Genomic DNA, 23806 nt, shown 5'->3' on the forward strand with positions numbered 1-23806 from the left:
GGCCCTGGACGCTCAGACACGGTGGTCACTGCTCAGCAGGGACCACCGTGTCGACGTCGTTGACCCGCACCGTGAACTCGGTGGCGGGCAGCTCCTCGACCACGACCACGCTGGTGGTCGGCACGAAGTCGAGCGTGCAGGGCGTCTCGGGCTGGCCGTTGTCGAACTCGGCGCGCACGCTCAGCACCGTGCGCGCGGCGTCCCACTCCATGCTCACGGGCAGCTGGGGGCAGGTCGAGCTGCCCCAGGTCGTCACGAGGAGCCGGTCGGGGCTCGCGTCGCGCGCCGCCGGTGCCACGTCGGCGTCGTCATTGCGGCCGAACGACTCGGCGATCGTCGTCGGCCCGGGGATGGGCTCCGCCGTGGGGGCGGCCGGATCGGTCGAGGCGGCGGGGCCCGACGACTCAGTGGAGGAGTCTCCCGCCGGGGCCGCGCCCGTGCCGGTCGCGCACCCCGCCAGGCCGAGCAGCGCGAGGCCGACCAGCCCGGCACGCCACGCCCCCTGCCCCCGCCGCCAGGACCCTCCGGCCTTCCGCGCCAGTGCGATGGTCGTCATTCCACGTCCTCCCCGGATCGGGCGCCGCGCACCATGCGGCGGCGCCGTCACCAGCGAGTGTTGCCCGCCGTCCCATTCACGGCCACTCGCACCGCTGGCACAGCGGGCGCGGCGTCACGCGCGGCGCACGAGGGCCCGGGTGCTGAGCGCCAGGCCCGCCACACACCACACGACCAGCACCACCAGGTCGCGCAGGCTCGCGTCGTACGTGCCCGAGACCAGCCCGGCACGCAGCAGGTCGGCCGCGGGGCGGATCGGCAGCACGTCATGCACCGACTGGAACCAGCCTGGGAGCTGGCTCGCCGGGAAGGTGATGGGCGAGAACAGCATCACGAAGAACACCAGGACCTGGCTGAGCACCTGCGCCATCATGGGCGCGAAGGTGACGGCGATGGCGTAGCCCACAGCCGTCGCCGTCACGGTGACCAGCAGCGACGCGGCGATCAGCAGCGGCCAGTCGAAGGCGAGCGTCAGGTCGTAGCGCAGATCGGCCACGATCACGGCGACGGCCACGCTCGGCAGCGCGACCACCAGCCACACGGTGAGGTCGGCGAGCAGCAGCAGCGGCCGTGCCACGGGCAGTGAGCGCAGGTACGTGAAGGTGCCGTCGGTGCGGGCCCGCACCACGCCCTGCGGCACGATCGTCAGGCCCACGACCATGAGCAGCACCGTCGGAGTGCCGGTGGACAGGAACAGGGCCGACTCCGGCGAGATGTCGGGGATCAGGAAGCCGAAGCCGATCACGACCCCGGCGGCGAGCAGCGCCTGGATGACCACGATCATCGGCAGGTCGCTGCCGGCCTGCCCGAGCTGCCAGCGCAGCAGCGTGCGGTAGCTGCTCCACAGGCCCACGCGGGCGGGGACGAACGCCGTGGGGGGCGCCGCGGGGCGCGCGGTGGTGGTGGCCTCAGGCACGGGACTGCTCCTCGGTGACGGCCTCGTCGGAGGCTTCGGACGTGGTGACGGCGAGGTACGCGTCCTCGAGCGTGGCGGGGGCGAGCGCGTAGCCGTCGAGCGCTCCTCCCTCGCGCAGGGCCGTGGCCCAGGCGACGGCGGCGGCGGCCTGCGCCGCGGGGGCGGGGAGGAGCACGCGGCGGCCGGGGCGGACCCGTCGCGGGACGGGCACGGGCACCGCGTCGAGCACCTCGGATGGGTCGGCGCCGCCGGGGTGGAGCTGCAGTTCGAGGCGCAGGTCGGTGTCCTGGCTCCCCCGCAGCGCCGCCGGGCTGCCGGCTGCGACGACCTTGCCGCGGTCGAGCACCACGAGCTCGTCGACGACGCGCTCGGCCTCGACCACGTTGTGCGTCACGAGCAGGACGCCGGCGCCCTCGTCCCCGATGCGCCGCACCGCGTCCCACAGCCGCCGGCGGCGTGACGCGTCGATGTCGTTCGTCGGCTCGTCGAGCACCACGAGCGGGGTCGGGGCGACGACCGTCATCGCGAAGGAGGTGAGCCGTCGGACGCCGCCCGAGAGGCCGCCGCCGTCGGGCAGGGCCTTCTGGTCGATCCACGGCAGGATGTCGAGCTCGGCGGCGAGCTCCTCGGCCGCAGCACGGGCGCGCCGGGGGGACAGGCCGCGGATCCGGCCCGCGAGCTCGATAGCCGTGCGGGGCGTGAGGCCGTTGATCGGCGCCTGCGCCTGGGCTTGCAGCGCGACGCGGCGGCGCGCGCCGGCTGGGTCGGCCACGGCGTCGATGTCCCCCACGCGGATGGTCCCGGCATCGGGCCGCAGCAGGCCGACCACCTGTGAGACGAGCGTGGTCTTCCCGGCGCCGTTGTGGCCCAGCAGCCCGACGACCTCCCCGGCTCGGACCCGCAGGGTCACCTGGTCGTTCGCGACCACGGCGCCGAAGCGCCTGGTGATCCCGTCGACCGCCAGCACGTCAGCGCTCACAGTGTCACTCCGTCTCTAGATACCGTCGGTATCTGAAGACTAGCGGTATTGGAGTACCAGCGGTAGGCCGACGTACGATCTGCTGATGACGACCTCGGGATCCGCAGCGCCGCGCCCCGCACACGAGCAGCCCGCCGCCCCCTCCGAGGCTCCCCCGACTCGCGGGGAGCGCCAGCAGCAGACCCGCTCGGCGCTGATCGACGCCGCACGCACGGTCTTCGCCCGCGACGGGTACCACCGCGCCCGGCTCGAGGCCATCGCCCATGAGGCCGGCTACTCCAAGGGCGCCGTCTACTCCAACTTCGACGGCAAGGCCGCGCTGTTCCTCGCGGTCATCGACGACGACCTGGCCCGCGCCGACGCGATCGGCCGGGAGTCCTCCGCGGCCCTCCCCTCGGACTCCGCCGCCGCGAGCTTCATCGCCTGCGCGGACTCCGAGACGGCGGGTGACGACGACCCGGACATGGAGGAGCGGCTCAAGGTCGCCTACGGCTTCTCCCTCGCGAGCCTCGAGTTCATCGCCACCGCCGCCCGCGACCCCGACCTCACCGGAGAGCTCGAGACCCGCATGCGCCACATGCTCACGCTCTACACCGGCGCCACCCTCGCGCACAGCCCTGCCGTCGAGGACCCCCTGACCGTGACCGACCGCACCATGCTGCTCGCCGCACTGGAGCAGGGCAGCGCCCTGCTGTCGCTCAGCGGCATCGCGCCGCTCCCCGAGGAGCTGGTCCGCGAGGGGATGCTCCGGGTCCTCACCCCGCGTCCCGCCACCACCCTCGACGCCGAGGGCCCGCCCGCCTGAGCGCGGCCGGGCAGAGCACCGCAACCCGGCCTACAGTCGACAGATGGGTCAGGACCTGGGCTCTGACATCCCCCGGTGGGCCGTCGTGTCGGCAGTCGCGGCGCCGATCACCATAATCACCACCTGGACGCTCGCCGCGTCATTGCAGGACGACGGCTACGACCCGGTGCGCGACACCCTCAGCTGGCTGGCCACCCAGGCGGCCGTGGCGCCCAGGCTCGGGGCCTGCGGGTTCGCGTTGACCGGGATGGCCCACATCATCACGGCCGTGGGACTGCGGCCGGTGCCTCGGGCGGGGCGCCTGATGTTGGGGCTCGGAGGGCTCGCGACGGTCGGGGTCGCACTGCTGCCCACGGACCGCACGCACACCGCGCATATGGGCGCTGCTGGGGTGGCGTTCGTCGCAATGGCGACCTGGCCTGCGGTCGCCCGGGACGCCGCCGGGCTCGGGCGGATGGCGCCATGGTCGGGCGCGGCGGCGGCGTCGGGCATGTCCGTGATGCTGGGGTGGTACTGGCTCGAGCTGCAGGCGCTCATTCCCGGCCAGGGGGCACGGAAGGGGCTCGCCGAGCGCATCGTCGCGGTCACCCAGTCGCTGTGGCCGCTGGCCGTCGTGCTGGCCGTGCGCGCCGAGCCGGGGTCGGGGACGTCGGAGCGGGCCGCCGCCGCTGTGGCCGCGTCGGTCGGGGCCGCGACTCCGCGATGGGCCGCATGGACCCCCTGGGCGCGCGCTCGGGCCTGAGATCGCGCACCACCCCCCAGGCCTCGCGCCAACCAGGCATACTGCGTGATCCAGGCGCACTGCCATGCGTGGGCCGCCGATGGGGCGCGGTCTGCGGCCTCTCGGCGACCGTCGTTGAGAAACCGCTCCCCGGAAGGATCGCCCCATGTCTGACTCGCGCGTCCGACTGTCCCTCGACACCCTCGGCCGGGGCCGCAACCCCGGGGCGGTCGGCCCCGCACACGACCCGCGCGGGCTGGACGTCGGCATCGTGCACCTGGGGCTCGGCGCGTTCCACCGCGCGCACCAGGCGGTGTTCACCGAGGACGCGCTCGCCGCCACGGGTGACACCGGGTGGGGCATCCTCGGCGTGACGCAGCGCAGCGCGCGGGTCGCCGAGCAGCTCCGACCGCAGGACGGCCTGTACGGCGTGCTGTCGAAGGGCGCCGAGAGCACGTCGCTGCGGGTGATCGGGTCGTTGCGCGAGGTCGCGTTCCCGGGCGACGAGACGGACGCGGTGCTGCAGCGCATCGCCGCCCCCACCACGCGCATCGTGTCCCTGACGGTGACGGAGAAGGGCTACCGCCGCACCGCCACAGGCTCCCCGGACCTGGCCGACCCGGGCGTCGCCTCCGATGTGGCGGCGCTGCGCGCCGAGCTCGAGGGCACGGCCTCCGGGTCGGTGACGCCCTCCCGCACGCCCATCGGACTGCTCGTGCGAGGGATCGCTCTCCGGCGTTCTCGCTCCGAGGCGCCGCTCACCGTCGTGTGCTGCGACAACATGGTCGACAACGGCGCCACGGTGCGCGCGCTGGTGCTCGCGACGGCCGCCGCCGCGGGGCCGCGCGGCGAGTCGCTCGCGGCCTGGATCGACGGCGCCGTGCGCTTCCCGGCCAGCATGGTCGACCGCATCGTGCCGGCCACGAGCCCCGCGCACCGGGTGGAGGCCGCGGCGCTGCTCGGACTCGACGACGAGGGCCTGGTGGTGGGCGAGCCGTTCTCCCAATGGGTGGTGCAGGACGACTTCGCCGGGCCGCGCCCCCGCTGGGAGCTGGCCGGCGCCACGCTCACCGACGACGTCGCGCCGTATGAGCGCATGAAGCTGCGGATGCTCAACGGCACACACTCGACGCTCGCGTACCTCGGCCAGCTCCGCGGCCACCGCACCATCGCCGAGGCTGTCGCCGACCCGGAGATCGAGGCGCTGGCACGCGCGCTCGTCGACGAGGACGTGATCCCGACGCTGTCCGCGCCGGACGGCCTGGACCTGGCCGCCTACCGGGAGTCCGTGCTCGAGCGGTTCGCGAACCCGAACACCGGGCACACCACCCTCCAGGTGGCCATGGACGGCTCGCAGAAGCTGCCGATCCGGCTGCTGGGCACCGTCGCCGATCGGCTCGCCGCCGGCGTCGTGCCCCAGGCCGCCGCGCGCGCGCTCGCCGCGTGGGCGGTGTTCGTCGGCCGGTCCGCCGACGGCGAGACGCCGCTCGACGACCCGCTCGCCGACGTGCTGCGCGCCGCCGCGTCGGGCGCCCCGGACGGGCTGGCCGACCGGCTGCTCGACCTCGCCCAGATCTTCCCCGCCGAGGTCGCGGGCTCGGAGGCCTTCCGCGCCGAGGTGCGCTCGGGCGTGCGGGACCTGCGACAGGGACTCGTCCCCACGCGCTGACCTCTCCACCGCATGGGGTCCTTGACGTCTGTCTGCGCTCACGCCTACGCTGGAAAGCGCATTCCCAACCCGCCATCGACCTGCCCTCGGAGAGACCATGACGTCCCGCACGCTGCGCATCGCGATGAACGGCATCACCGGGCGGATGGGATACCGCCAGCACCTGGTCCGCTCGATCCTCCCCCTGCGCGACTCCGGCCTCGAGCTCGCCGACGGCACCCGGGTGCAGATCGAGCCCATCCTGGTGGGCCGCAACGAGGCCAAGGTGCGGGAGATCGCCGAGCAGCACGGCGTCGAGCAGTGGACCACCGACGTCGACGCCGTGCTGTCCGACCCGGGCATCGACGTCTACTTCGACGCGCAAGTCACCTCGCGCCGGGCCGCCGCGCTCACCTCGGCGATCAAGGCCGGCAAGCACATCTACACCGAGAAGCCCACCGCCGAGACCCTCGACCAGGCTGTCGAGCTCGCGCGCCTCGCGCGGGACGCCGGCGTGACCGCGGGCGTCGTCCACGACAAGCTCTACCTGCCCGGCCTGGTCAAGTTGCGCCGGCTCGTGGACGAGGGATTCTTCGGCCGGATCCTGTCGCTGCGCGGCGAGTTCGGCTACTGGGTGTTCGAGGGCGACGTGCAGCCCGCGCAGCGCCCCAGCTGGAACTACCGCGCCCAGGACGGCGGCGGCATGACCGTCGACATGTTCTGCCACTGGAACTACGTGCTCGAAGGCCTGCTGGGCCCCGTGCGGTCCGTGACCGCCAAGGCCGTCACCCACATCCCCACCCGCTGGGACGAGCAGGGCCAGGAGTACCAGGCCACCGCCGACGACGCCGCCTACGGCATCTTCGAGGTCGACGGCCCGGCGGGCGAGCCCGTCATCGCGCAGATCAACTCCTCGTGGGCGGTGCGCGTCTACCGCGACGAGCTCGTGGAGTTCCAGGTGGACGGCACCCACGGCTCAGCCGTCGCCGGGCTCAACCGCTGCGTCGCCCAGCAGCGCGCGCACACCCCCAAGCCCGTGTGGAACCCCGACCTGCCGGTCACCGAGTCCTTCCGCGACCAGTGGCAGGACGTCCCCGCCAACGGCGACCTCGACAACGGCTTCAAGGCGCAGTGGGAGGAGTTCCTGCGCGACGCCGTCGCCGGGCGCGAGCACCGCTTCGGGCTGCTCTCCGCGGCGCGCGGCGTGCAGCTCGCCGAGCTGGGCCTGCAATCCTCCGCCGAGGGGCGCCGCCTCGACATCCCCGAGATCACGCTGTGACCGGGCCCTCCGCCTCCGCCGGACCGCTCGCCCGGCTCTCGCTGAACACCGCGACCACCAAGGCGTGGACCCTGCAGGAGGCGCTCGACGGCGCCGCACGCGGCGGGCTGGGCGCGGTCGGCCTGTGGCGTGACCGAGTCCACGAGGTCGGAGTGGACAAGGCCGCGCGACTCGTCGAGGCCGCCGGGCTGCGCGTGTCGTCGCTGTGCCGGGGCGGCTTCCTCACCGCCGCCGACGACGCCGGGATCGCCGCCGCCCTGGCCGACAACCGCGCCGCGATCGTCGAGGCCGCGACCCTGGGAACCCGCGAGCTGGTGCTCGTCGTCGGCGGGCTGCCCGCGTCCAGCGCCCCCGGCGGCCCCGCTCTGCCCTACCCAGCCGCCGGCGCCGCCGCCCCGGATCCCGACCCCACGCGGGACGTCGTCGCCGCCCGCGCCCGCGTCGCAGACCGCATCGCCGACCTCGTCCCCTACGCCGCCGAGCACGACGTGCGCCTCGTCCTGGAGCCGCTGCACCCCGTCCTCGCCGCCGATCGCGCGGTCATCTCCACCCTCGGCCAGGCCCTCGACCTCGCGGCGCCGTTCCCCGCCCAGCCGGTGGGCGTCGTCGTCGACACCTCCCACGTGTGGTGGGACCCGGACCTCGAGCGGCAGATCGCGCGCGCCGGGGCCGAGGGCCGCCTCGCGGCCTTCCAGGTCTCCGACTGGACCCTCCCTCTCGCCGCCGACGCGCTGCTCTCCCGCGGGCACGTCGGCGACGGCCACATCGACTTCGCGACGATCACCCGGTGGGTCGCCGCCACGGGATATGCCGGCGACATCGAGGTCGAGATCTTCCACCAGGGCATCTGGGACACCCCTGGAGACCAGACGGTCGCGACGCTCGCGGAGCGCTACCTCCGCCACGTCCTCCCCCACCTGGGCTGACCCCCTCGACGCGCGGGACCCTTCCCCACCTGCGCGAACACCCTGCCGCAGCCGTCACCCGAGGGGGATGGCTGCGGCAGGACCTGTCAGGGCCGCGCCGCGTACGACGCGCGGGGTAGCTCGTAGGCGAGGTCCACCGCCGTCTCGAGGGCCTCGTCCAGGTCGAGCCGGTGCTCGGCGACGAGCCGGGCCAGGTAGCCGGCGTCGACGCGGCGGGCCAGGTCGTGGCGGGCGGGGATCGACGCGAAGGCGCGGGTGTCGTCGACGAAACCGGTGGTGTTGTAGAAGCCGGCGGTCTCGGTGGCGGCGTCGCGGAATCGGCGCATCCCGTCGGGGCTGTCGAGGAACCACCACGGGGCGCCGAGCCGCACGGCGGGGTACACGCCGGCCAAGGGCGCCAGCTCGCGTGAGTAGACCGTCTCGTCGATGGTGAACAGCACGAGCCGCAGGCCGGGGTGGCGGCCGAACGCCTCGAGCAGGGGGCGCAGGGCGCGCGTGTACTCGACCTGCACCGGGATGTCGAAGCCGGTGTCGGGCCCGAAGACGCGGGCGATGTGGGGGTCGTGGTCGCGGAGCACGCCGGGGTGGAGTTGCATCACCAGGCCGTCCTCGCTGGACATGCGCGCCATCTCGTAGAGCATGTGGCCGCTGAACGCGTCCGCCTCGGCGGTGGTGGCCTCTCCGCGCAGCGCGGCGGCGAAGATCCGGCGCGCGTCGTCGAGGGGCAGCGGTGTGGTGTCGGCGGAGAGGTGGCCGTGGTCGGTGGCCCGCGCACCGGCGGCGACGAACACGGCCCGGCGCTGCTCCAGGGCGGTGAGGTACGCGTCGTACCCCTGGACGTCGATCCCGCTGACCCGGGCCAGCTCCGTGATGGCGGGACGCCAGCCGGGCCGGTCGAGGTGGACGAGCGCGTCGGGCCGGAACGTGGGCACCACCTTCTCGCCCCAGCCCTGCGCCGCGAGGGAGGCGTGGTGGGCCAGGTCGTCGGTGGCGGCGTCAGTGGTGGCCAGCGTCTCGATGCGGAACCTGTCGAACAGCGCGCGGGGTCGGAACTCGGGGCGGGCGAGGGCGTCGAGCAGGTGGTCGTAGAGGGCGTCGGCGGACTTCGCCGACGGCCGGGTGGTCACGCCGAAGACCTCGACCAGCTCATGCTCGAGCCAGTAGCGCGTGGGGGTGCCGCGGAACAGGTGCCAGTTCGACGCGAACCGCCGCCAGATCTCGCGGTGGTCCTGCTCGACGTCCAGACCTCCGGCGCCGTCCAGCGTCGGGACGCCGAGGTCGTGGTTGCCCATGCCCTGCGAGACGAGCATCCGCACCAGGTAGTGGTCGGGGATGACGAACAGCTCGGCGGGGTCCCCGAACGGCTGGTCATCGTCGAGCACGCGCGCCTCGACGTGGCCGTGCATCGAGACGATGGGCAGGCCAGCCGTCTGGGCGTAGACCTGCCGCGCGATGCGGCGCACGCCGGGGTCGGCGGGCAGCGCGCGGTCGGGATGCAGTGCCCACGGCTCAGTCATGCGTGTCTCCCTCTGCTCCGCCGGGGCGGACTCTCAGTAGATGTTCTTGTGCTCTCGGTAGTCACGCCACACGTTCTCGAAGAAGTCGTCGTCCTCGGGGATCGGCCGCACGGGGCGCCAGCGGAACAGCGCATGCCCGGCCGGGTCCTTGGGCTCCCGCTCGACGCCGCCGGGCGCCCACGGCGCCGAGCCTGCCGGTCCCGCATCGTCGGGCACGGTGTCCCCCGGCGGACGCCACGCCGCCTCCTGCACCTCGCCGTCCAGCGCGCCGCCGTCGAGCCGGAACCGGAACACGTCCGGCAGGTCCAGCTCGCGCTCGGCATCCGGCCCATGCCCGACGCGCGGCAGCGTCCCGGCGGCGTCCGTGTACAGCACGGACCCGCGTGAGCGGCCCCCATGCGCGAGGTAGTCGGCCATCGCCGACAGGTACACGTAGGCGGTGGTGAGGATGTCCCGCACCAGGAACGTGCGGTTCACGGCGCGCCGTGAACCGGCGTCGGCGGCGACCAGGTCCTCGTAGCCGGACAGCCACTCGTGCACCTGGACGAGCGCCTCGTGGATCGACTCGGCCGAGCGGACAGGACCGGCCTTGGCGCTCATCAGCTCGCCGACGGCGCGAAGCAGCTCACCGGTGTTGTCGGGCACGCCAGCGGCGGTGCGGGCGGTGGCGCGTTCGACGAGCCCGCGCGCCGCAGACAGCACCGGCGCGGCGACGGCGGCGAACTCGTCGACGTCGAGGGGCGCGTGATCGCGCGTGGCGGCGATGAACTGGGCCGCCCGGGTGGCCCCGACCTGCCCGCTGTTGAGCGCCGCGCCGCCCGGCCGGTACACGCCGTGCGCGCCACCGGCCTCGCCGACGGGGAAGAACCCGGTGACGTTGGACTGCCACCACGCGTCGACCAGCAGGCCGCCGTTGTTGTGCTGCGCGCACACGTCCACCTCGAGCAGCTCGCGCTCCAGGTCCACGTACGGGTTCTTGTGCAGGTAGAACTCGTAGGCCGGGGCGTTCATCCGGCGCAGTCGCTCGATGGGGGTGCCGAACAGGACGCCCGCGCGGTCCAGGTAGTCGAAGGCCTCGGGGGACAGCGCCGACGCGTCAAGCTCGGCGCGCACCGGGTTGCGACGGAAGTCGAGGAACACCCGGCGGCCGCGCAGCACCGTCTCCTGGTAGACGAGCAGGTCGATGAGGGACGAGCCGTCGAGCGCCTTACGGATGTCGAAGGGCCACTGGTAGCCCTTGAGGAAGATCAGCGAGAGCTGGCGCCCGTAGTCGGGGATCGCGTCGCTGAGGAACTCGCGCTCGTCGCCGCCATCGGCGTCGGTGGACACGAAGCGCGGCAGCACCTGCATGTACGTGCCGGACACGTTCCAGCGGGGCTTGGTCGAGGCCAGCCCGAACTGCCATTCGGTGAGGTTCTTGCCGTGCACCCCCGCCCGGTAGGCGGCCCCGGATGCCCCCCATTGGCCGTTGGGGAACACCCGGGTCGCGTACAGGCCGGCGGGGCCGCCGGTGGCGTAGACGAGGTTGGCGCAGCGGAACAGCAGGAACGGCGACTCGGCGCCGTCATGCGGCACGTCGGTGCGCAGCACCAGCAGCCCGGCGACCTCGGGCCCGTCGGCGCCGGGCCGGGTGAGCACGTCCACCACGCGGCAGTCGTCGAAGACGCGGGTGCCGTTGCGGGCGACCTTCTTCTCGAGCTGCTCCACCATGCTGCGCGACGTGTACGGCCCCACCGACGTGGCGCGTCGGCGGGGGTCGTGGTCCGTCTTGTAGCCGATGAACTCGCCGTAGCGGTTCTGCGGGAAGGGCACGCCCAGCTCGCACAGCCGCAGGAATCCGCGCGCCGAGAGCGCCGCCTCGGCGAGCGCGTTGTCCCCGTCCATGGCGCCGCCGGAGTGCAGCGTCTGGGCCATCTCCCGCACGGAGTCCCCGTCGCCGCCGGAGAGCGTCATCTTGTAGTAGGTCTGCTTGTCCGAGCCCGCATTGCGCGACGCTCCGGCGCCGATCTTGTCGGCCACCATCACCAGGTCCGCCTGCCCGAACTCCCAGAGCCGGTCGGCGGCGCAGAACCCCGCGGAGCCGGTGCCCACCACCACGGTGTTCGCGGTGACGACCGGCACGTCGTGGCCGCCGATCCGCACCGTCTGCGGCGCGTGGTCCTGCGGCTCGTGCGCGTGGGGCTGGGCGTGGGGGGCGTCGTGGCTCATGGCGGTCCTCCTGGGCTCAGAGCGTGGGGATGTGCATGCCGCCGTCGACGTGGAAGACCTCACCCGTCGAGTAGGGCGTCTGGCCCGCGGCGAGCAGGGCGACGGCGCCGGCGACGTCGGCGGGCCTGCCCCAGCGGGCGATGGGGGCCAGGCCGCCGGCGAGCAGCGCGTCGTACTTGGCGGTGACCCCGGCCGTCATGTCGGTGGCGACGACGCCGGGCCGCACCTCGTAGACGACGATGCCCTCGGGCGCGAGCCGCACCGCGAAGAGCTGGGTGGCCATCGCGACGCCCGCCTTGGACACGCAGTACTCGCCGCGGTTGGTGGAGACGGCCGACGCGGAGATCGAGGACATGTTGATGACCGTCGCGACGGGGCGGCCGGTGAGGTCGACGTCCGTGCCGCGCAGTGCGATGACGCGGTTGGCGAACGCCTGGGTGAGGAAGTACGGGCCGCGCAGGTTGATGCCGAGCACCCGGTCGAAGCTCTCGGGGGTGGCGCTGAGCAGGTCCGCGCGCTCCAGGGGCGCGACGCCGGCGTTGTTGACCAGCACGTCCAGCCGTCCCCAAGCGTCGACGGCGTCGTCGAGGTACCGGGCGTGGTCGTCCGGGTCGGCCACGGAGCCGCGCACGTAGCGGACGGCCTTGTCGTCCTGGGCGTGGGCGCGCAGCTCGTCGAGCAGCTCGGCGGGCTCCTCGCGGGTGGCGAGGATGGAGACGGCGTACCCGTCGGCCAGCAGGCGTTGCGTGATGCCGAGCCCGATGCCCCGGTTGCCCCCCGTGACCAGTGCGACCGGCCGCATCGCCGCCCCTTCCGCTCAAGCACCGCGGGCCGAGGCCCTGCGGGGTGCGCGGCTGTGCGCACCACCGTGATCGTGCCACGTCGTCGACGGGTTGGGCAAGCGCTTTCCGATCCCGTCGAGCAGCACCCACCCGGGAGGGCGGAGGCGTCGTGGCAGGATCGGCGCATGTCAGAGGCCCGATGAGCGCCGTCCTGACCACCCTCGGCACGATGGGCGCGATCATCGCCCTGGGCTGGCTGCTCGGCAGCCGCCGCACGCTCGGCGAGCACGCACCGGCAGTCCTCGCGCGCGTCGTCTTCACCGTCGCGACGCCCTGCCTGCTGTTCGTCACCGTCGCGCACGCGGACCTGCGCCTGCTGCTCTCCCGCTCCGCGCTCACCACGGCGATCAGCACCGCAGTGGTGGCGCTGATCGCCATCGCCGTGCTGCGCGGCCTGTGGCGCCGGCCCGCAGCCGAGGTCACCGTTGGCACGCTCGCGGCCTCCTACGTCAACGCGGGGAACCTCGGGCTGCCCCTCGCGGTGTACCTGCTGGGCGATGCCGTGGCCGTGGTGCCGACGCTGCTGTTCCAGCTGCTGATCCTCGCGCCCGTGGCGTTCGCGGTGCTCGACGCGCGGTCCTCCCCCGGCGACGAGACGGCCGGCCTGGAAGGGCTGGCGCCGGACGGCGTGGAGGCGCGGCGCGGACGCCTCCCGCTCACCCGGATCGCGTGGGGAGTCATCGTCCGCACGGCACGCAACCCGATCATCGTCGGCACGGTGTCCGGGCTGGTGGTGACCGCCCTGCCATGGACTCTGCCCGAGGAGCTGTACAGCCCGTTCAGCCTGGTGGGCGCCGCCGCCGCGCCCCTCGCGCTGGTGACCTTCGGCATGTCGCTGGCCGTTCCCCGGCTGACCCGCGAGCGCGCGCCCCGGCGCGACCTGGCGCTGGCGGTGGCGCTGCGCAACCTCGTCGGCCCGGTGCTGGCCTGGCTGGTGGGGACGCTGCTCGGGCTCACCGGCCAGGCGCTGCTGGCCGTCGTCGCGATGGCCGCGCTGCCCACCGCGCAGAACGTGCTGGTCTACGCCATGCAGTACGGCCGAGGGCAGGCGCTCGCGCGGGACGCGGGGCTGGCGACCACAATCCTCGCGGCGCCGGCGCTGCTCGTGATCACCGCCCTGCTGGGCTGACCCGGGCGCCGGCTGGGCCCGCCGGGGATCCGATCGGGCCCGCCGGCGCGTCGGCGGCGTGCCGGAACCGGGTGGCGAGTTCGCGCGCCGCGTCCCGGAGCGGCTCGGGCCCCACGATCTCGAGGTCGCACCCGTGCATGCCCAGCGTCGCGGCCAGCCCTGCCCAGGACCAGGCGCCCGTGACCACGCGACACCTGTCACGCCCGAGCGGCTCCACCACGGCGCGCGGCCCGGCCCAAGGGGCCACCTGCTCGACGGGCGCATGCAGCACCGCTTCCCCCACGCAGGGCCACTCACCGGAGGCGAACCGCTCGCCGATGAACGTGGCGACGTCGGGCGCGGGCAGGTCGCGCGGGGTGAAACGCGGCCCGGTGGGAGTGCGCGGCGTCAGGCGGTCGACGCGGAACGTGCGCCAGTCGTCACGCTCGAGGTCCCAGGCCACGAGGTACCAGCGCCCGTTCCAGGTGACGAGGTGATGCGGCTCGACCCGGCGCGGCGGCGCGGTCTCCGGAAGCCCGTCGGCGTCCTGGCCGCGCGCCACGTAGTCGAATCGCAGCACCTCGCGGGCCCGCACCGCCGCACCGACCGCCATGAGGCGGTCCACGTCGACCGTCGCGCGCTCGGCGCCGGGCCTGCCGACCGCGGTGACCTGCAGCGCGTCGACCCGGGCGCGGAGCCGGGGCGGCATCACCTGGCGAACGGTGGTGAGGGCGCGCAGGGCCGCCTCGTCGATCCCGTCGATCCCCGTGGCAGCGGTCTGCAGCGCGACGGTGACGGCCACGGCCTGCTCGTCGTCGAAGAGCAGCGGCGGCATGTGCGCGCCCGCGTCGAGCCGGTAGCCGCCGTCGGGCCCCTTGACCGCGCGCACTGGGTAGCCGAGGCCGCGCAGCCGGTCGATGTCGCGCCGCACGGTGCGCGACGTGACGCCCAGGCGCTCCGCGAGCGCGTCGCCCGGCCAGTCCCGGCGGGCCTGCAGCAGCGAGAGCAGCGCCAGCAACCGGGCGGATGTCGTGGAGGCGTCGATGGCCATGAGCCCAGCATCCCATCGAGTAGAGGACAGCACCTGTCCGGTACTGGCGGCAGTGTGGGAAGAACCACCAGCCGCCCACCCAGGAGCAGCCATGATCCGCACCCGAGGGCTCACCAAGGACTTCACCGTGAGCCGCACCCACACCGTCCATGCCGTGCGCGGCATCGACCTGGATATCGCCGCCGGGGAGCTCGTCGCCGTGCTCGGCCCCAACGGCGCCGGCAAGACGACGACGATGCGCATGCTCACCACGCTCATCCGCCCCACCTCAGGCTCCGCGCACGTCGCCGGGCTCGACGTCACCGCGCGACCCGCCGAGGTCCGCCGGCGCATCGGCTATGTGGGCCAGGGGAACGGCGCCGGCCACAACCAGCGGGCTCGCGACGAGATCGTCACCCAGGGCGTCATCTACGGGCTCGACCGCCGGGCCGCGCGCCAACGGGCCGACGACCTGGTCGACGCGCTCGACCTCACGGACTTCGCCGCCCACAAGGTCGCCGACCTGTCCGGTGGCCAACGGCGGCGGCTCGACGTGGCGCTCGGGCTGGTGCACGCCCCGCGCCTGCTCTTCCTCGACGAGCCGTCCACCGGCCTGGACCCGCACAACCGCGCCAACCTGTGGGAGCACATCCTGCGGCTGCGCGCCCAGTACGACATGACCATCGCGCTGACCACGCACTACCTCGACGAGGCCGACACGATGGCCGATCGCGTGGTGATCGTCGACCACGGCCGGATCATCGCCGACGACACCGCGAGCGCCCTCAAGCGGGACCTCGCCGGGGACCGGGTCGAGGTGCGCACCGCCGCCGGGGACGGGCTCCCCGGATCGGCGGCGCCACCCGAGGCGGCCCAGGTCGCCGCGCTCCTCGAACGCCTGCCGGGCGCGCGTGAGGTGGCGGTGGACGGCGCCCGCGTGACCGCCCGCGTGGCCGACAGCGCGACGGCCGTCCCGGAGATCGTCCGGGCAGCCGCCGGCCTCGGCGTCGTGATCTCCACCGCCACCGGGATCACGCCGACACTGGACGACGTCTTCCTCAACCTCACCGGCCGCAGCCTGCGCGAGACCCACTCGGACGGCGCCGACACCAGCCCCGCGGACGCCGCGCCCGCCACCACGCACGCACCCACAGACCGCGACGCCCTCGTCGCCGGGAAGGACGCACGATGAGCCGCCTCGACACCGCCTCCCACCCCACCCCAGCCCGCCGCGGAATCGTCGGCGACAGCATGATCGTGCTGGTCCGTGAACTGCGCCCCGTGGTGCGCGAGCCGTTCTCGCTGATCTTCGGCCTGGTCCAGCCGCTCGTCTTCCTCGGGCTGTTCGGCCCGCTCCTGGCGGGCTCCGTCGGCGGGGGCGTCCCGGGCGCCGACGTGTGGCAGTGGTTCGTCCCGGGGATCCTGGTGATGATCACGCTGTTCGGCTGCTCCACCACGGGCGCGAACCTGCAGATGGAGATGCAGACCGGCGCCCATGAGCGGCTCCTGGTCACCCCGCTGTCCCGCTCCTCGCAGCTCACGGGCCGCTCACTCAAGGAGATGGCCCCGCTCGTGGTGCAGGCCCTCATCGTGGTGCTGGTGATGATCCCGTTCGGCTTCGCGCCGAATCCCGCGGGCGCGGTCCTGGGGCTCGCGCTGCTGGCCGTGCTGGGCGTCGGGCTCGGGTCGTTGAGCTACGCGCTCGCGCTGGCCGTCCGCAAGCAGGAGTGGATGTTCTGGGCCGTGCAGCAGACGGTGCTGTTCCCGGCGATGATCCTCTCGGGGTTGCTGCTCCCCCTGGACTCCGGCCCGCGCTGGATGCAGGTCGCCGCGCTGGTCAACCCGCTGACGTACGTGGTCGACGCGGAGCGCTCGCTGTTCGCCGGGGACATCCTCAGCTCCACGGCGGCCTGGGGCGCCGTCGCCGCGCTGCTCACGGCCGGGCTGGGCCTCGCGGTGGGCATCCGCGCCATCCACCGCAGCACCGACTGAGCCGTTCTCCGCCCGCCGGGCGCATAGCGCATCGGCGGGCGGATGATGTGCGTCGCAGGCGGGCCTGGCACGATCAGCGTGTGAACGATGACGCTCGCGACGCACGCGCACCAGAGGGCGGGATCCCCGCACGGGTCAGATCCGCCCTCTCCTCACTGCCCGGACCTGTGCGCTGGGTCGCCGTCGCCGTGGTCGGGGTGGCGCTGATCCTGGCCGGCATCGCGATGCTGGTGCTCCCCGGGCCGGGCTGGCTCGCCATCTTCGCCGGGCTGGCGGTGCTCGCTGCGGAGTTCACCTGGGCGGCGAAATTGCTGGGCCGGATGAACTCCGTCGCCCTGCGACTGTGGCACATGGTGCTCGGCTGGTTCGGGCGCAGGCCCGCGCCCCAGCCGGAGCCGGAGCCGGAGCCCGACGCAGCCGATCCCGACGCCACTGGCCCCAGCGCGACGACCGGGCGCGACACCACCCCCTAGCCCGGGCCTGGCGTGCTATTTGCCGCGCAGCCCGATCGGGTTGCCGTCGGAGTCCGCCAGCACACAGACCCTGGCCTCGGGCGCCACCTGCGTCGGGGCGCTGCGCTCGGTGGCGCCGGCGGCGAGCAGTGCCGCGCGCGCGGCGTCGAGGTCCTCGACGTCGACGTACGCCACCGGCCCCCCGGTGGGGTCGCCCGGCGCCAGGCTGACCTCGAAGCCGCCCACGTTGTAGCCGACGTAGTACGGCTGATCGGTGTGCGGCGTGCCGAGCAGCGCGCCGTAGACGGATTTCGCGGCGTCCAGGTCGGACACCGGGACCACAAGGCTGCGGATCGCTGGGCTCATGCGCTTCTCCTCCGGGCGCTGCGGGGATCGTCCCAGCGAGCGTATCCACCGGAAACGACATCCACCGGTTGGCCCGATGCCGCCGACCGACGCCGCAGGCGAGCCCGGCGGTCACCGCGTTGGGGCGGCCGCCTGCTCGTCGGCGTGGACGGCTGTGGGCACGAGCCGGCCCCGCAGCACGGCCACCACCACGGCGACCGCGAGCGCGCAGGCGACCACCACGAGCAGAGACGCGCGCAGGCTGACCGCATGGGCGACGCCGCCGATGAACGGCGGCGCGATGAGCTGGGCGGGCCATGCCCCGAGCGCCACCAGCGCGACCCCGCGGCCCGGCGGCAGCCCGGGGAGTCCGCCCGCCAGGCTGTAGATCGTCGGGACGATTGACGACAGCCCCAGCCCAGCGATCGCGAACCCGGCGATGGCGCCCGCGGTGGTGTGGGTCGCCAGGGCGAGGCCCACTCCGGTGGCCGCGACGACCCCGCTGCCGACCAGCATGCGCACGGTGCCGACCCGGAACCGCACCCGGTCACCGAACAACCGGCCCACGACCATCGCCAGCGCGAAGCCGGCATACGTGGCGGCGGGCCAGGCGCCGAGGGCCCCCACCGACTCGCGCGTGTAGATCGCGCTCCAGTTCGCCGAGACGCCCTCGGCGAAGAGGGCCAGGAACGCCATCCGGGCCAGCAGGGCCAGGCCCTGCGTGGGGCGCGGGCGGGCGCTCCCCGCCGACGATTCCCCGGCTGGCTCGGCAGGCAGCCGCCGGGCGGCGAACCCGAGGCCCACGGCCAGCAACGTGGAGGTGAGGGCGAACTGGTGGAACGGGGACACGTCGGCGGCGGCGGCGCCAGCGCCGAGGAGCGCGCCACCGAGCGCGCCGATGCTGAAGCAGGCGTGGAAGGACGTGAGGATCGGCCGGCCGTAGGCCTTCTCGACGGCGACGGCCTGCGCGTTCATCGGCGCCTGCAGCATCCCGATCGCGGCGCCTTGCACCAACAAGCCCGCGGCGAGCTGCCAGGGGTGGCCGGCCAGCGCGTTGACGACTGGCGCCACCACCACGAACGGCGCGGCGACCAGCGAGAGCCGGCGCGGACCGGCCCGCACGATGAGCACCGCGACGAGCAGCATCGAGCCGAGCACCCCGACGGCCGAGGCGATGTTGATCGTCCCCCAGGTCGCGTCGTCGGCGGCCAGCGCGGCCTTCACGTCGGGCACCCGCGACGCCCACCCGCCGATCACGAGTCCCGCGAGCGTGAACAGGAACGTCACGCTCCAGCGCGCGTGCCGGAGGCTCAGCTCGATGGGCTCGACGGTGTCAGCGGGCGCGGGTGAGGGCATCCGCGCAACGTATCCAGCCGGTGACCAGCGGACACGCTGATTTCGCTCAGCGGACGGAAGTCGCGGCGGCCGCGCTCAGTGCTCCGGCGCCACCGCCACCCGATCGGCGTCAGGCTCGACCCCCGGCGCCGCTGCCCGCCGTGCCAGCACCGCCCACACGGCCGCGCACACCACCAGCACCAACGGGAAGACCGCGGCGCCCAGCAGACCCACCCGCAGGCCCGAGCCGCCGTCGCCGGGCAGGGCGCCGGCCAGCGAGCCGAGCATCCCGGTGGACGTGGCGCTCAGGTCGGCGACCGCGCCGGTGAGCCACGGGCCGACGGCGCCGCCGAGGTCGCCCATCACGGCCAGCACCGCGAACATCGCGGCGCCCCCGAGCGGGAACCGCGCGGCGGCCAGGCTGAACGTGCCCGGCCACATGATGCTCACGGCGAGCCCGCACAGCGCGCAGGCCGCGAGGCTCACCACGGCATTCGGCGACAGCGTGGCGACGAGGTAGCAGACCACCGACAGCGAGCCCGCGCCGATCATCGTGGGCGCCAGCGGGATGCGCGCGCCCCACAGCCCGTAGACGATCCGCCCGATGCCCATGAGCACGGCGAACAGCCCCGGACCGGCCAGGTCGCCCCAGGCCTTCGTGACCCCCAGCGACGTCTCCGCGAAGAATGAGGACCACTGCGACATGGTGAGCTCGGCGGCGCCAGCCGTCATCATCAGCACCAGGGCGCACACGAACGCGGGGGCGCCGAACAGCGAGCGCAGCGACATGCGGTGCTCCTCGGGCACCGTGGCGGGCAGCGGCACCCGGAGGAACATGACGAAGTTGATCGCGGGCACCACGGCCCAGATCAGCGGCAGCACCTGCCACGAGCCGAAGCCGGTCATCGCGAGCACGGCGGTGGTGCCGCCGACCACTGCCACCTGCCCCCAGCAGTAGAACGAGTGCAGCAGGCTCATCGCGGCGGCCTTGCCCTCCTGCGGGCTGGGCAGCGCGTCGACGACGGGGCTGATCATCACCTCGAGCAGTCCGCCGCCGATGGCGTACACGACCACCGCGACGCACAGGCCGATGTACGGCGTCGGGGCGATGCCCGGCGCCACCGACAGCAGCACCAGGCCGAGGACGGCCAGCGCGTGGGCCAGCACGAGGGGGATGCGGTAGCCGATCCGATCGGCGAACCGCACGGCGGCGAGGTCGGTGAGCAGCTGGACGCCGAAGTTCAGCAGCACCAGCCGGCCCAGCATCTCCACCGGCACGTCGTAGGAGGTCTGGAAGACGATGAACAGCAGCGGCGCGAGATTGTTGACGATCGCCTGGGTGACGAAGCCCGTGTAGCAGGCGCGGCGGGTCGACGTGTAGGTCAGGGGCCGGTCGGCGCGACGCCTCACCGGAGGGACGTGGCGGGGACGGAGTGGGCGCGCATGGGCCGATGCTATCCAGCGAGCGACGGGTCGCTCGCCGGACATGCAGGTCAGCGCCGTGCGCGGGTCAGCCGACCTCGGGCACCGTGACGGCTTCGCCGTTGACCGTCGCGGTGAACTGGTAGTCCGGCAGACCGTCGATCGGGACGACGCTGGTGGTCGGCGCCAGGTCGCGGGTGCAGGGTCGCGGCGCCTCGCCTGGCTCGTACACGGCGGAGATCTGCAGCGTGGTCCGGCGCTCGTCCCAGGTGGCCGCGACCGGGAGGAGAGGGCAGGTGGAGCTGCCGAAGGTGGTGACGAGCAGCTTGCCGGGCTGATCGGCCCGCAGCACGAGGTTGACGGCGGCGTCGTCCTGGGCCCAGGACTCGGCGATCGTCACCGGGGCGGGCGCGGCCTCCGAAGGCGCCGGGTCCGACGACGCGGCCCCTGGCGCAGGGCTCGTCGGCTTCGGGGCGGCACTCGGCCCCGCGCCGACGTCCACGGCGTCGTCGTCGGGCGCGCACCCGGCCGCCAGCAGCGCCATCGCGAGTGCGACGGCGGCGAGCATCACCCCGCGCCCATGTCCACGCCCATGCCCATGTCCAGCTCTCGGCATCTTCCTCACCCTCCCTCGCATCCGGCTCCGACCCATGGTGCACCCGGCCACGGCGTCCTGGGGAGCGCGACACGGTGGCCCCAGGCCGAGCGGCGCCGCACGATCTCGCGCCCATCCACGGATTCGGGGGCTCGTCGATGGCGCATGGGCGACGGCTTCTAGAGTGGTGGCATGACGTCCCCCCACGCTGTCCCCTCCGTCGACGCGGGCTCCCGCGAGGAGTGGCCGGCTCCCGAGGACTACCCGTTCTTCGACGAGGAGCCGCCCTCGGAGGACGAGCCCCCGTACGAGCCGTTCGACGGCCCGCCGCACGACCACCGCGCCCCGACGTTCGTCACCCCGCCGAGCGCGGCCCGCCCGGACGCGGCGGCTCCCGCCGCCCGTGCGGCCGCCGCCCGCACGGCGCCCACGGGCCCGCCGCCCGCGCCGCTCGACGTGCTGCACACCGTCTTCGGCTACGACGCGTTCCGCGGCGACCAGGCCGAGATCATCGACACCGTGGTGCAGGGCGGCGACGCCCTGGTGCTGATGCCCACCGGCGGCGGCAAGTCGCTGTGCTACCAGGTGCCCGCGCTGGTGCGCCCGGGCGTCGGCGTGGTCGTCTCCCCGCTCATCGCACTCATGCAGGACCAGGTCGACGCGCTGTCCGCGCTGGGCGCCCGCGCCGGGTTCCTCAACTCGACGCAGGACGCGGCGCAGCGCCGCGCGGTCGAGGACGCGTTCCTCGCGGGCGAGCTCGACCTGCTGTACCTCGCCCCCGAGCGGCTCAAGGTCCCCTCGACCCTGGACCTGCTGGACCGCGGCGAGATCAGCCTGTTCGCCATCGACGAGGCGCACTGTGTGGCGCAGTGGGGCCACGACTTCCGGCCCGACTACCTGCAGCTGTCGATCCTGCACGAGCGGTGGCCGTCGGTCCCCCGCATCGCGCTGACGGCCACCGCCACCCGCGCCACGCACGCCGAGATCGCCCAGCGCCTGCAGCTCGAGGACGCGCGCCACTTCGTCGCGTCCTTCGACCGCCCGAACATCCAGTACCGGATCGTGTCCAAGGCGAGCCCCCAGCAGCAGCTCCTGGAGCTGCTGCGCACCGAGCACGCGGGCGACGCGGGCATCGTCTACTGCCTGTCCCGGGCGTCGGTGGAGAAGACCGCCGACTTCCTGGTCAAGCAGGGCATCCCCGCGCTGCCGTACCACGCGGGCCTCGACGCCCGGGTGCGGGCCCGCAACCAGTCCCGGTTCCTGCGCGAGGACGGCCTGGTGATGGTCGCGACCATCGCGTTCGGCATGGGCATCGACAAGCCGGACGTGCGGTTCGTGGCCCACCTCGACCTGCCGAAGTCCGTCGAGGGCTACTACCAGGAGACGGGCCGTGCCGGGCGCGACGGGCTGCCCGCCACCGCGTGGCTCGCCTACGGCCTGCAGGACGTGGTTCAGCAGCGCCGCATGATCGACACGTCCGAGGGCGATGCCGCACACCGCCGCCGCCTCAGCCAGCACCTGGACGCGATGCTCGCGCTCTGCGAGACGGTGGAGTGCCGCCGCGTGCAGCTCCTCGCGTACTTCGGCCAGGCCAGCGAGCCCTGTGGCAACTGCGACACCTGCCTGACGCCGCCGGAGGGCTGGGACGGCACCCGCGCCGCCCAGATGGTCCTTTCCACCGTGCTGCGCCTGGACCGCGAGCGCCGGCAGCGGTTCGGCGCCGGGCACGTCATCGACATCCTGCTCGGCAAGCAGACCCCCCGCACTGCCCAGCACGGCCACGACCAGCTGAGCGTGTTCGGCGTCGGCACGGAGCTCTCCGAGGCCGAGTGGCGCGGCGTGGTGCGCCAGGTCCTGGCCCAGGGCCTGCTCGGGGTCACCAGCGACGGCTACGGCACCCTGGTGCTCACCGACGCGAGCGCCGAGGTCCTGGGCGGGCAGCGCCAGGTGCGGCTGCGCCGGGAGACAGCCCGCGCCAAGGCCCCCCGGCAGAGCACCCGCCGGGGCAAGTCCGCCGCCACCGTGGATCTGGCCCCCGAGGACGTCGAGACCTTCGAGAAGCTGCGCGCCTGGCGTGCGGGCGCCGCGAAGGAGGCCGGTGTCCCCGCGTACGTGATCTTCCACGACGCGACGCTCCGCGAGATCGCCACCCGACGCCCGACGACGACCGCCGAGCTGGGCTCCGTCTCGGGCGTCGGCGCCGCGAAGCTCGACAAGTACGGCGAGCAGGTCATCGCGACGCTCGGCGCCGACGCGGGCTGACCGCGCCGGGCGCCGAGCCCCGCCTCACCAGCGAGCCCGCCTCACCAGGTGGTGTCCGAGCGGATGACCACGTCCGAGCCGCCGTCCACGAACACGACCTGACCGCACAAGTGGGTGTTCTCCTCGCCCACCAGCCAGGCGAGCAGCCTGGCCGGGACGTCGGGCGTCATGTACCCGCCGAGCGGCATGGGCACCTGGGCCGCGAGCGCCTCACGGGCCGCCTCGGTGGTGAGCAGGTCCTGCGTCATCGGCGTGACGACGATCCCCGGGCCGATCGCGTTGAGCGGGATCCCGGCGCCGGCCCACTCGGGGGTCGGCGCGTTGCGGCGCAGCCAGCGGCACAGCGCGACCTTCGAGCTCGCGTACACGAGGTGCCCCTGGTCGGCGCTCACCAGGTCGGCGGCGCGGGCGAGCGCCTTCGCCTCGTCACCCGCGAGCATCGCGTCGACGAGCACCGTGTCGCAGGGGTGCAGGCTCGCCATCGAGCTCGTGGCGGCCGCGCGGGGCGCCGGCGACCCCGCGAGCAGCGGACGCAGCCCGTCGAGCGTCGCCAGGGCGCCGAAGTAGTTGACGGCGACGGCGGCCGGCAACGGGAGCGCCAGCCCGGCATTCGCCACGATCGCGTCGATCCGGCCGTCGCTGAGGGCGCTCACCTGCTCGACCAGGTCGGCGCGACCCGCGACGGTGGTGAGGTCGACCTCGACGTCGGCGTCGTGGAGGTCGACCCCGATCACGCGCTCACCGCGCGCTTCGAGGACCTGTCGGGTGGCCTGGCCAATGCCGGAGGCCGATCCGGTGATGACGACGGTGCGCATCTGAACTCCCTCGACGGGGGCCCGGCGCCGTTGCCGGGCCGTCGCTCCTCACGC

22 protein-coding genes are annotated in these 23806 nt (G+C 73.9%); 10 read left to right on the forward strand and 12 right to left on the reverse strand.

Going from position 1 to position 23806, the window contains the following annotated elements; translation table 11 throughout:
* Positions 1 to 25 precede the first annotated feature (25 nt).
* The 3 genes from BN3788_RS11480 to BN3788_RS11490 form a co-directional block, all read right to left on the reverse strand.
* Positions 26 to 556, reverse strand: coding sequence for a hypothetical protein (locus BN3788_RS11480; RefSeq protein ID WP_066585996.1), 531 nt, complete (start codon positions 554 to 556; stop codon positions 26 to 28).
* Between the two features lie 114 nt (positions 557 to 670).
* Positions 671 to 1471: an ABC transporter permease gene (locus tag BN3788_RS11485; protein ID WP_066585999.1), complete on the reverse strand. Its 801-nt coding sequence runs from the start codon at positions 1469 to 1471 to the stop codon at positions 671 to 673.
* Positions 1464 to 2450 carry an ABC transporter ATP-binding protein gene (locus tag BN3788_RS11490; protein WP_066586001.1) on the reverse strand — a complete coding sequence of 329 codons (987 nt, stop codon included), beginning with the start codon at positions 2448 to 2450 and terminating at the stop codon, positions 1464 to 1466. The genes BN3788_RS11485 and BN3788_RS11490 overlap by 8 nt, the downstream gene beginning before the upstream one ends.
* 85 nt (positions 2451 to 2535) lie before the next feature.
* Here BN3788_RS11490 and BN3788_RS11495 point away from each other — a divergent pair, with 85 nt between their 5' ends.
* From BN3788_RS11495 to BN3788_RS11515, 5 genes are all read left to right on the forward strand, one after another.
* Positions 2536 to 3255, forward strand: coding sequence for a TetR/AcrR family transcriptional regulator (locus BN3788_RS11495; RefSeq protein ID WP_066586005.1), 720 nt, complete (start codon positions 2536 to 2538; stop codon positions 3253 to 3255).
* Positions 3256 to 3298: 43 nt separating this feature from the next.
* Complete coding sequence (locus BN3788_RS11500; RefSeq protein ID WP_066586013.1) at positions 3299 to 3997, forward strand: DUF998 domain-containing protein; 699 nt, start codon at positions 3299 to 3301, stop codon at positions 3995 to 3997.
* Between the two features lie 145 nt (positions 3998 to 4142).
* Entirely contained in the window at positions 4143 to 5645 is a 1503-nt protein-coding gene (locus BN3788_RS11505; protein ID WP_066586016.1) for a mannitol dehydrogenase family protein, read from the forward strand.
* A 97-nt stretch (positions 5646 to 5742) separates the two neighbouring features.
* On the forward strand, positions 5743 to 6903 hold the full coding sequence (locus BN3788_RS11510) for a Gfo/Idh/MocA family protein (RefSeq protein WP_066586018.1): 1161 nt from the start codon (positions 5743 to 5745) through the stop codon (positions 6901 to 6903).
* Complete coding sequence (locus tag BN3788_RS11515) at positions 6900 to 7829, forward strand: sugar phosphate isomerase/epimerase family protein (protein ID WP_066586021.1); 930 nt, start codon at positions 6900 to 6902, stop codon at positions 7827 to 7829. The genes BN3788_RS11510 and BN3788_RS11515 overlap by 4 nt, the downstream gene beginning before the upstream one ends.
* Before the next feature lie 86 nt (positions 7830 to 7915).
* Here the strand turns inward: BN3788_RS11515 and uxaC are convergent, their stop codons facing one another.
* From uxaC to BN3788_RS11530, 3 genes are read right to left on the reverse strand one after another with little or no spacing between them, the layout of a single operon-like run.
* Positions 7916 to 9346: a glucuronate isomerase gene (uxaC, locus tag BN3788_RS11520; RefSeq protein WP_066586023.1), complete on the reverse strand. Its 1431-nt coding sequence runs from the start codon at positions 9344 to 9346 to the stop codon at positions 7916 to 7918.
* A gap of 33 nt (positions 9347 to 9379) precedes the next feature.
* On the reverse strand, positions 9380 to 11554 hold the full coding sequence (locus BN3788_RS11525; RefSeq protein WP_199824768.1) for an FAD-binding protein: 2175 nt from the start codon (positions 11552 to 11554) through the stop codon (positions 9380 to 9382).
* A 16-nt stretch (positions 11555 to 11570) separates the two neighbouring features.
* Positions 11571 to 12356: a 3-ketoacyl-ACP reductase gene (locus BN3788_RS11530; protein ID WP_066586025.1), complete on the reverse strand. Its 786-nt coding sequence runs from the start codon at positions 12354 to 12356 to the stop codon at positions 11571 to 11573.
* Between the two features lie 179 nt (positions 12357 to 12535).
* Here BN3788_RS11530 and BN3788_RS11535 point away from each other — a divergent pair, with 179 nt between their 5' ends.
* Positions 12536 to 13525, forward strand: a complete 990-nt coding sequence (locus BN3788_RS11535) for an AEC family transporter (RefSeq protein WP_066586026.1) — start codon at positions 12536 to 12538, stop codon at positions 13523 to 13525.
* On the opposite strand, the gene BN3788_RS11540 is transcribed toward BN3788_RS11535, so the two are convergent.
* Positions 13506 to 14555 (reverse strand): helix-turn-helix transcriptional regulator, encoded by a 1050-nt coding sequence (locus BN3788_RS11540; protein WP_066586027.1) that lies wholly within the window; start codon positions 14553 to 14555, stop codon positions 13506 to 13508. The genes BN3788_RS11535 and BN3788_RS11540 overlap by 20 nt on opposite strands.
* A 91-nt stretch (positions 14556 to 14646) precedes the next feature.
* Between BN3788_RS11540 and BN3788_RS11545 the strand changes: the two genes are divergently transcribed.
* The 3 genes from BN3788_RS11545 (at position 14647) to BN3788_RS11555 (ending at position 16999) form a co-directional block, all read left to right on the forward strand.
* On the forward strand, positions 14647 to 15726 hold the full coding sequence (locus BN3788_RS11545) for an ATP-binding cassette domain-containing protein (protein WP_066586028.1): 1080 nt from the start codon (positions 14647 to 14649) through the stop codon (positions 15724 to 15726).
* On the forward strand, positions 15723 to 16526 hold the full coding sequence (locus BN3788_RS11550; protein WP_066586031.1) for an ABC transporter permease: 804 nt from the start codon (positions 15723 to 15725) through the stop codon (positions 16524 to 16526). Before BN3788_RS11545 ends, BN3788_RS11550 begins: the two co-directional genes overlap by 4 nt.
* 80 nt (positions 16527 to 16606) lie before the next feature.
* A complete protein-coding gene (locus tag BN3788_RS11555) occupies positions 16607 to 16999 on the forward strand; it encodes a PGPGW domain-containing protein (RefSeq protein ID WP_234346617.1) in 393 nt (130 codons plus the stop codon).
* Between the two features lie 15 nt (positions 17000 to 17014).
* On the opposite strand, the gene BN3788_RS11560 is transcribed toward BN3788_RS11555, so the two are convergent.
* The 4 genes from BN3788_RS11560 to BN3788_RS11575 form a co-directional block, all read right to left on the reverse strand.
* Positions 17015 to 17344, reverse strand: coding sequence for a VOC family protein (locus BN3788_RS11560; protein WP_066586035.1), 330 nt, complete (start codon positions 17342 to 17344; stop codon positions 17015 to 17017).
* A 111-nt stretch (positions 17345 to 17455) separates the two neighbouring features.
* Positions 17456 to 18679, reverse strand: coding sequence for an MFS transporter (locus BN3788_RS11565; RefSeq protein ID WP_066586037.1), 1224 nt, complete (start codon positions 18677 to 18679; stop codon positions 17456 to 17458).
* A gap of 75 nt (positions 18680 to 18754) precedes the next feature.
* On the reverse strand, positions 18755 to 20068 hold the full coding sequence (locus BN3788_RS11570) for an MFS transporter (protein WP_234346618.1): 1314 nt from the start codon (positions 20066 to 20068) through the stop codon (positions 18755 to 18757).
* Between the two features lie 100 nt (positions 20069 to 20168).
* Positions 20169 to 20696 (reverse strand): hypothetical protein, encoded by a 528-nt coding sequence (locus BN3788_RS11575; RefSeq protein ID WP_147525114.1) that lies wholly within the window; start codon positions 20694 to 20696, stop codon positions 20169 to 20171.
* Positions 20697 to 20867: 171 nt separating this feature from the next.
* Here BN3788_RS11575 and recQ point away from each other — a divergent pair, with 171 nt between their 5' ends.
* Complete coding sequence (recQ, locus tag BN3788_RS11580; protein WP_082812822.1) at positions 20868 to 22937, forward strand: DNA helicase RecQ; 2070 nt, start codon at positions 20868 to 20870, stop codon at positions 22935 to 22937.
* Between the two features lie 41 nt (positions 22938 to 22978).
* Here the strand turns inward: recQ and BN3788_RS11585 are convergent, their stop codons facing one another.
* Positions 22979 to 23752, reverse strand: coding sequence for an SDR family oxidoreductase (locus tag BN3788_RS11585; protein WP_066586043.1), 774 nt, complete (start codon positions 23750 to 23752; stop codon positions 22979 to 22981).
* Positions 23753 to 23806: the final 54 nt, after the last annotated feature.

It is taken from the genome of Cellulomonas timonensis, from assembly GCF_900046455.1.
Taxonomy (GTDB): domain Bacteria; phylum Actinomycetota; class Actinomycetes; order Actinomycetales; family Cellulomonadaceae; genus Cellulomonas_A; species Cellulomonas_A timonensis.

Bases quoted from the DNA above. Each gene is read 5' to 3' on its own strand.
- uxaC (WP_066586023.1), bottom strand. From the start codon at position 9,346: ATGACTGAGCCGTGGGCACTGCATCCCGACCGCGCGCTGCCCGCCGAC.
- BN3788_RS11495 (WP_066586005.1), top strand. From the start codon at position 2,536: ATGACGACCTCGGGATCCGCAGCGCCGCGCCCCGCACACGAGCAGCCC.
- BN3788_RS11510 (WP_066586018.1), top strand. From the start codon at position 5,743: ATGACGTCCCGCACGCTGCGCATCGCGATGAACGGCATCACCGGGCGG.
- BN3788_RS11575 (WP_147525114.1), bottom strand. From the start codon at position 20,696: ATGCCGAGAGCTGGACATGGGCATGGGCGTGGACATGGGCGCGGGGTG.
- BN3788_RS11530 (WP_066586025.1), bottom strand. From the start codon at position 12,356: ATGCGGCCGGTCGCACTGGTCACGGGGGGCAACCGGGGCATCGGGCTC.
- BN3788_RS11505 (WP_066586016.1), top strand. From the start codon at position 4,143: ATGTCTGACTCGCGCGTCCGACTGTCCCTCGACACCCTCGGCCGGGGC.
- BN3788_RS11560 (WP_066586035.1), bottom strand. From the start codon at position 17,344: ATGAGCCCAGCGATCCGCAGCCTTGTGGTCCCGGTGTCCGACCTGGAC.
- BN3788_RS11540 (WP_066586027.1), bottom strand. From the start codon at position 14,555: ATGGCCATCGACGCCTCCACGACATCCGCCCGGTTGCTGGCGCTGCTC.
- BN3788_RS11525 (WP_199824768.1), bottom strand. From the start codon at position 11,554: ATGAGCCACGACGCCCCCCACGCCCAGCCCCACGCGCACGAGCCGCAG.
- BN3788_RS11480 (WP_066585996.1), bottom strand. From the start codon at position 556: ATGACGACCATCGCACTGGCGCGGAAGGCCGGAGGGTCCTGGCGGCGG.
- BN3788_RS11565 (WP_066586037.1), bottom strand. From the start codon at position 18,679: ATGCCCTCACCCGCGCCCGCTGACACCGTCGAGCCCATCGAGCTGAGC.
- BN3788_RS11535 (WP_066586026.1), top strand. From the start codon at position 12,536: ATGAGCGCCGTCCTGACCACCCTCGGCACGATGGGCGCGATCATCGCC.
- BN3788_RS11500 (WP_066586013.1), top strand. From the start codon at position 3,299: ATGGGTCAGGACCTGGGCTCTGACATCCCCCGGTGGGCCGTCGTGTCG.
- BN3788_RS11550 (WP_066586031.1), top strand. From the start codon at position 15,723: ATGAGCCGCCTCGACACCGCCTCCCACCCCACCCCAGCCCGCCGCGGA.
- BN3788_RS11545 (WP_066586028.1), top strand. From the start codon at position 14,647: ATGATCCGCACCCGAGGGCTCACCAAGGACTTCACCGTGAGCCGCACC.
- recQ (WP_082812822.1), top strand. From the start codon at position 20,868: ATGACGTCCCCCCACGCTGTCCCCTCCGTCGACGCGGGCTCCCGCGAG.
- BN3788_RS11585 (WP_066586043.1), bottom strand. From the start codon at position 23,752: ATGCGCACCGTCGTCATCACCGGATCGGCCTCCGGCATTGGCCAGGCC.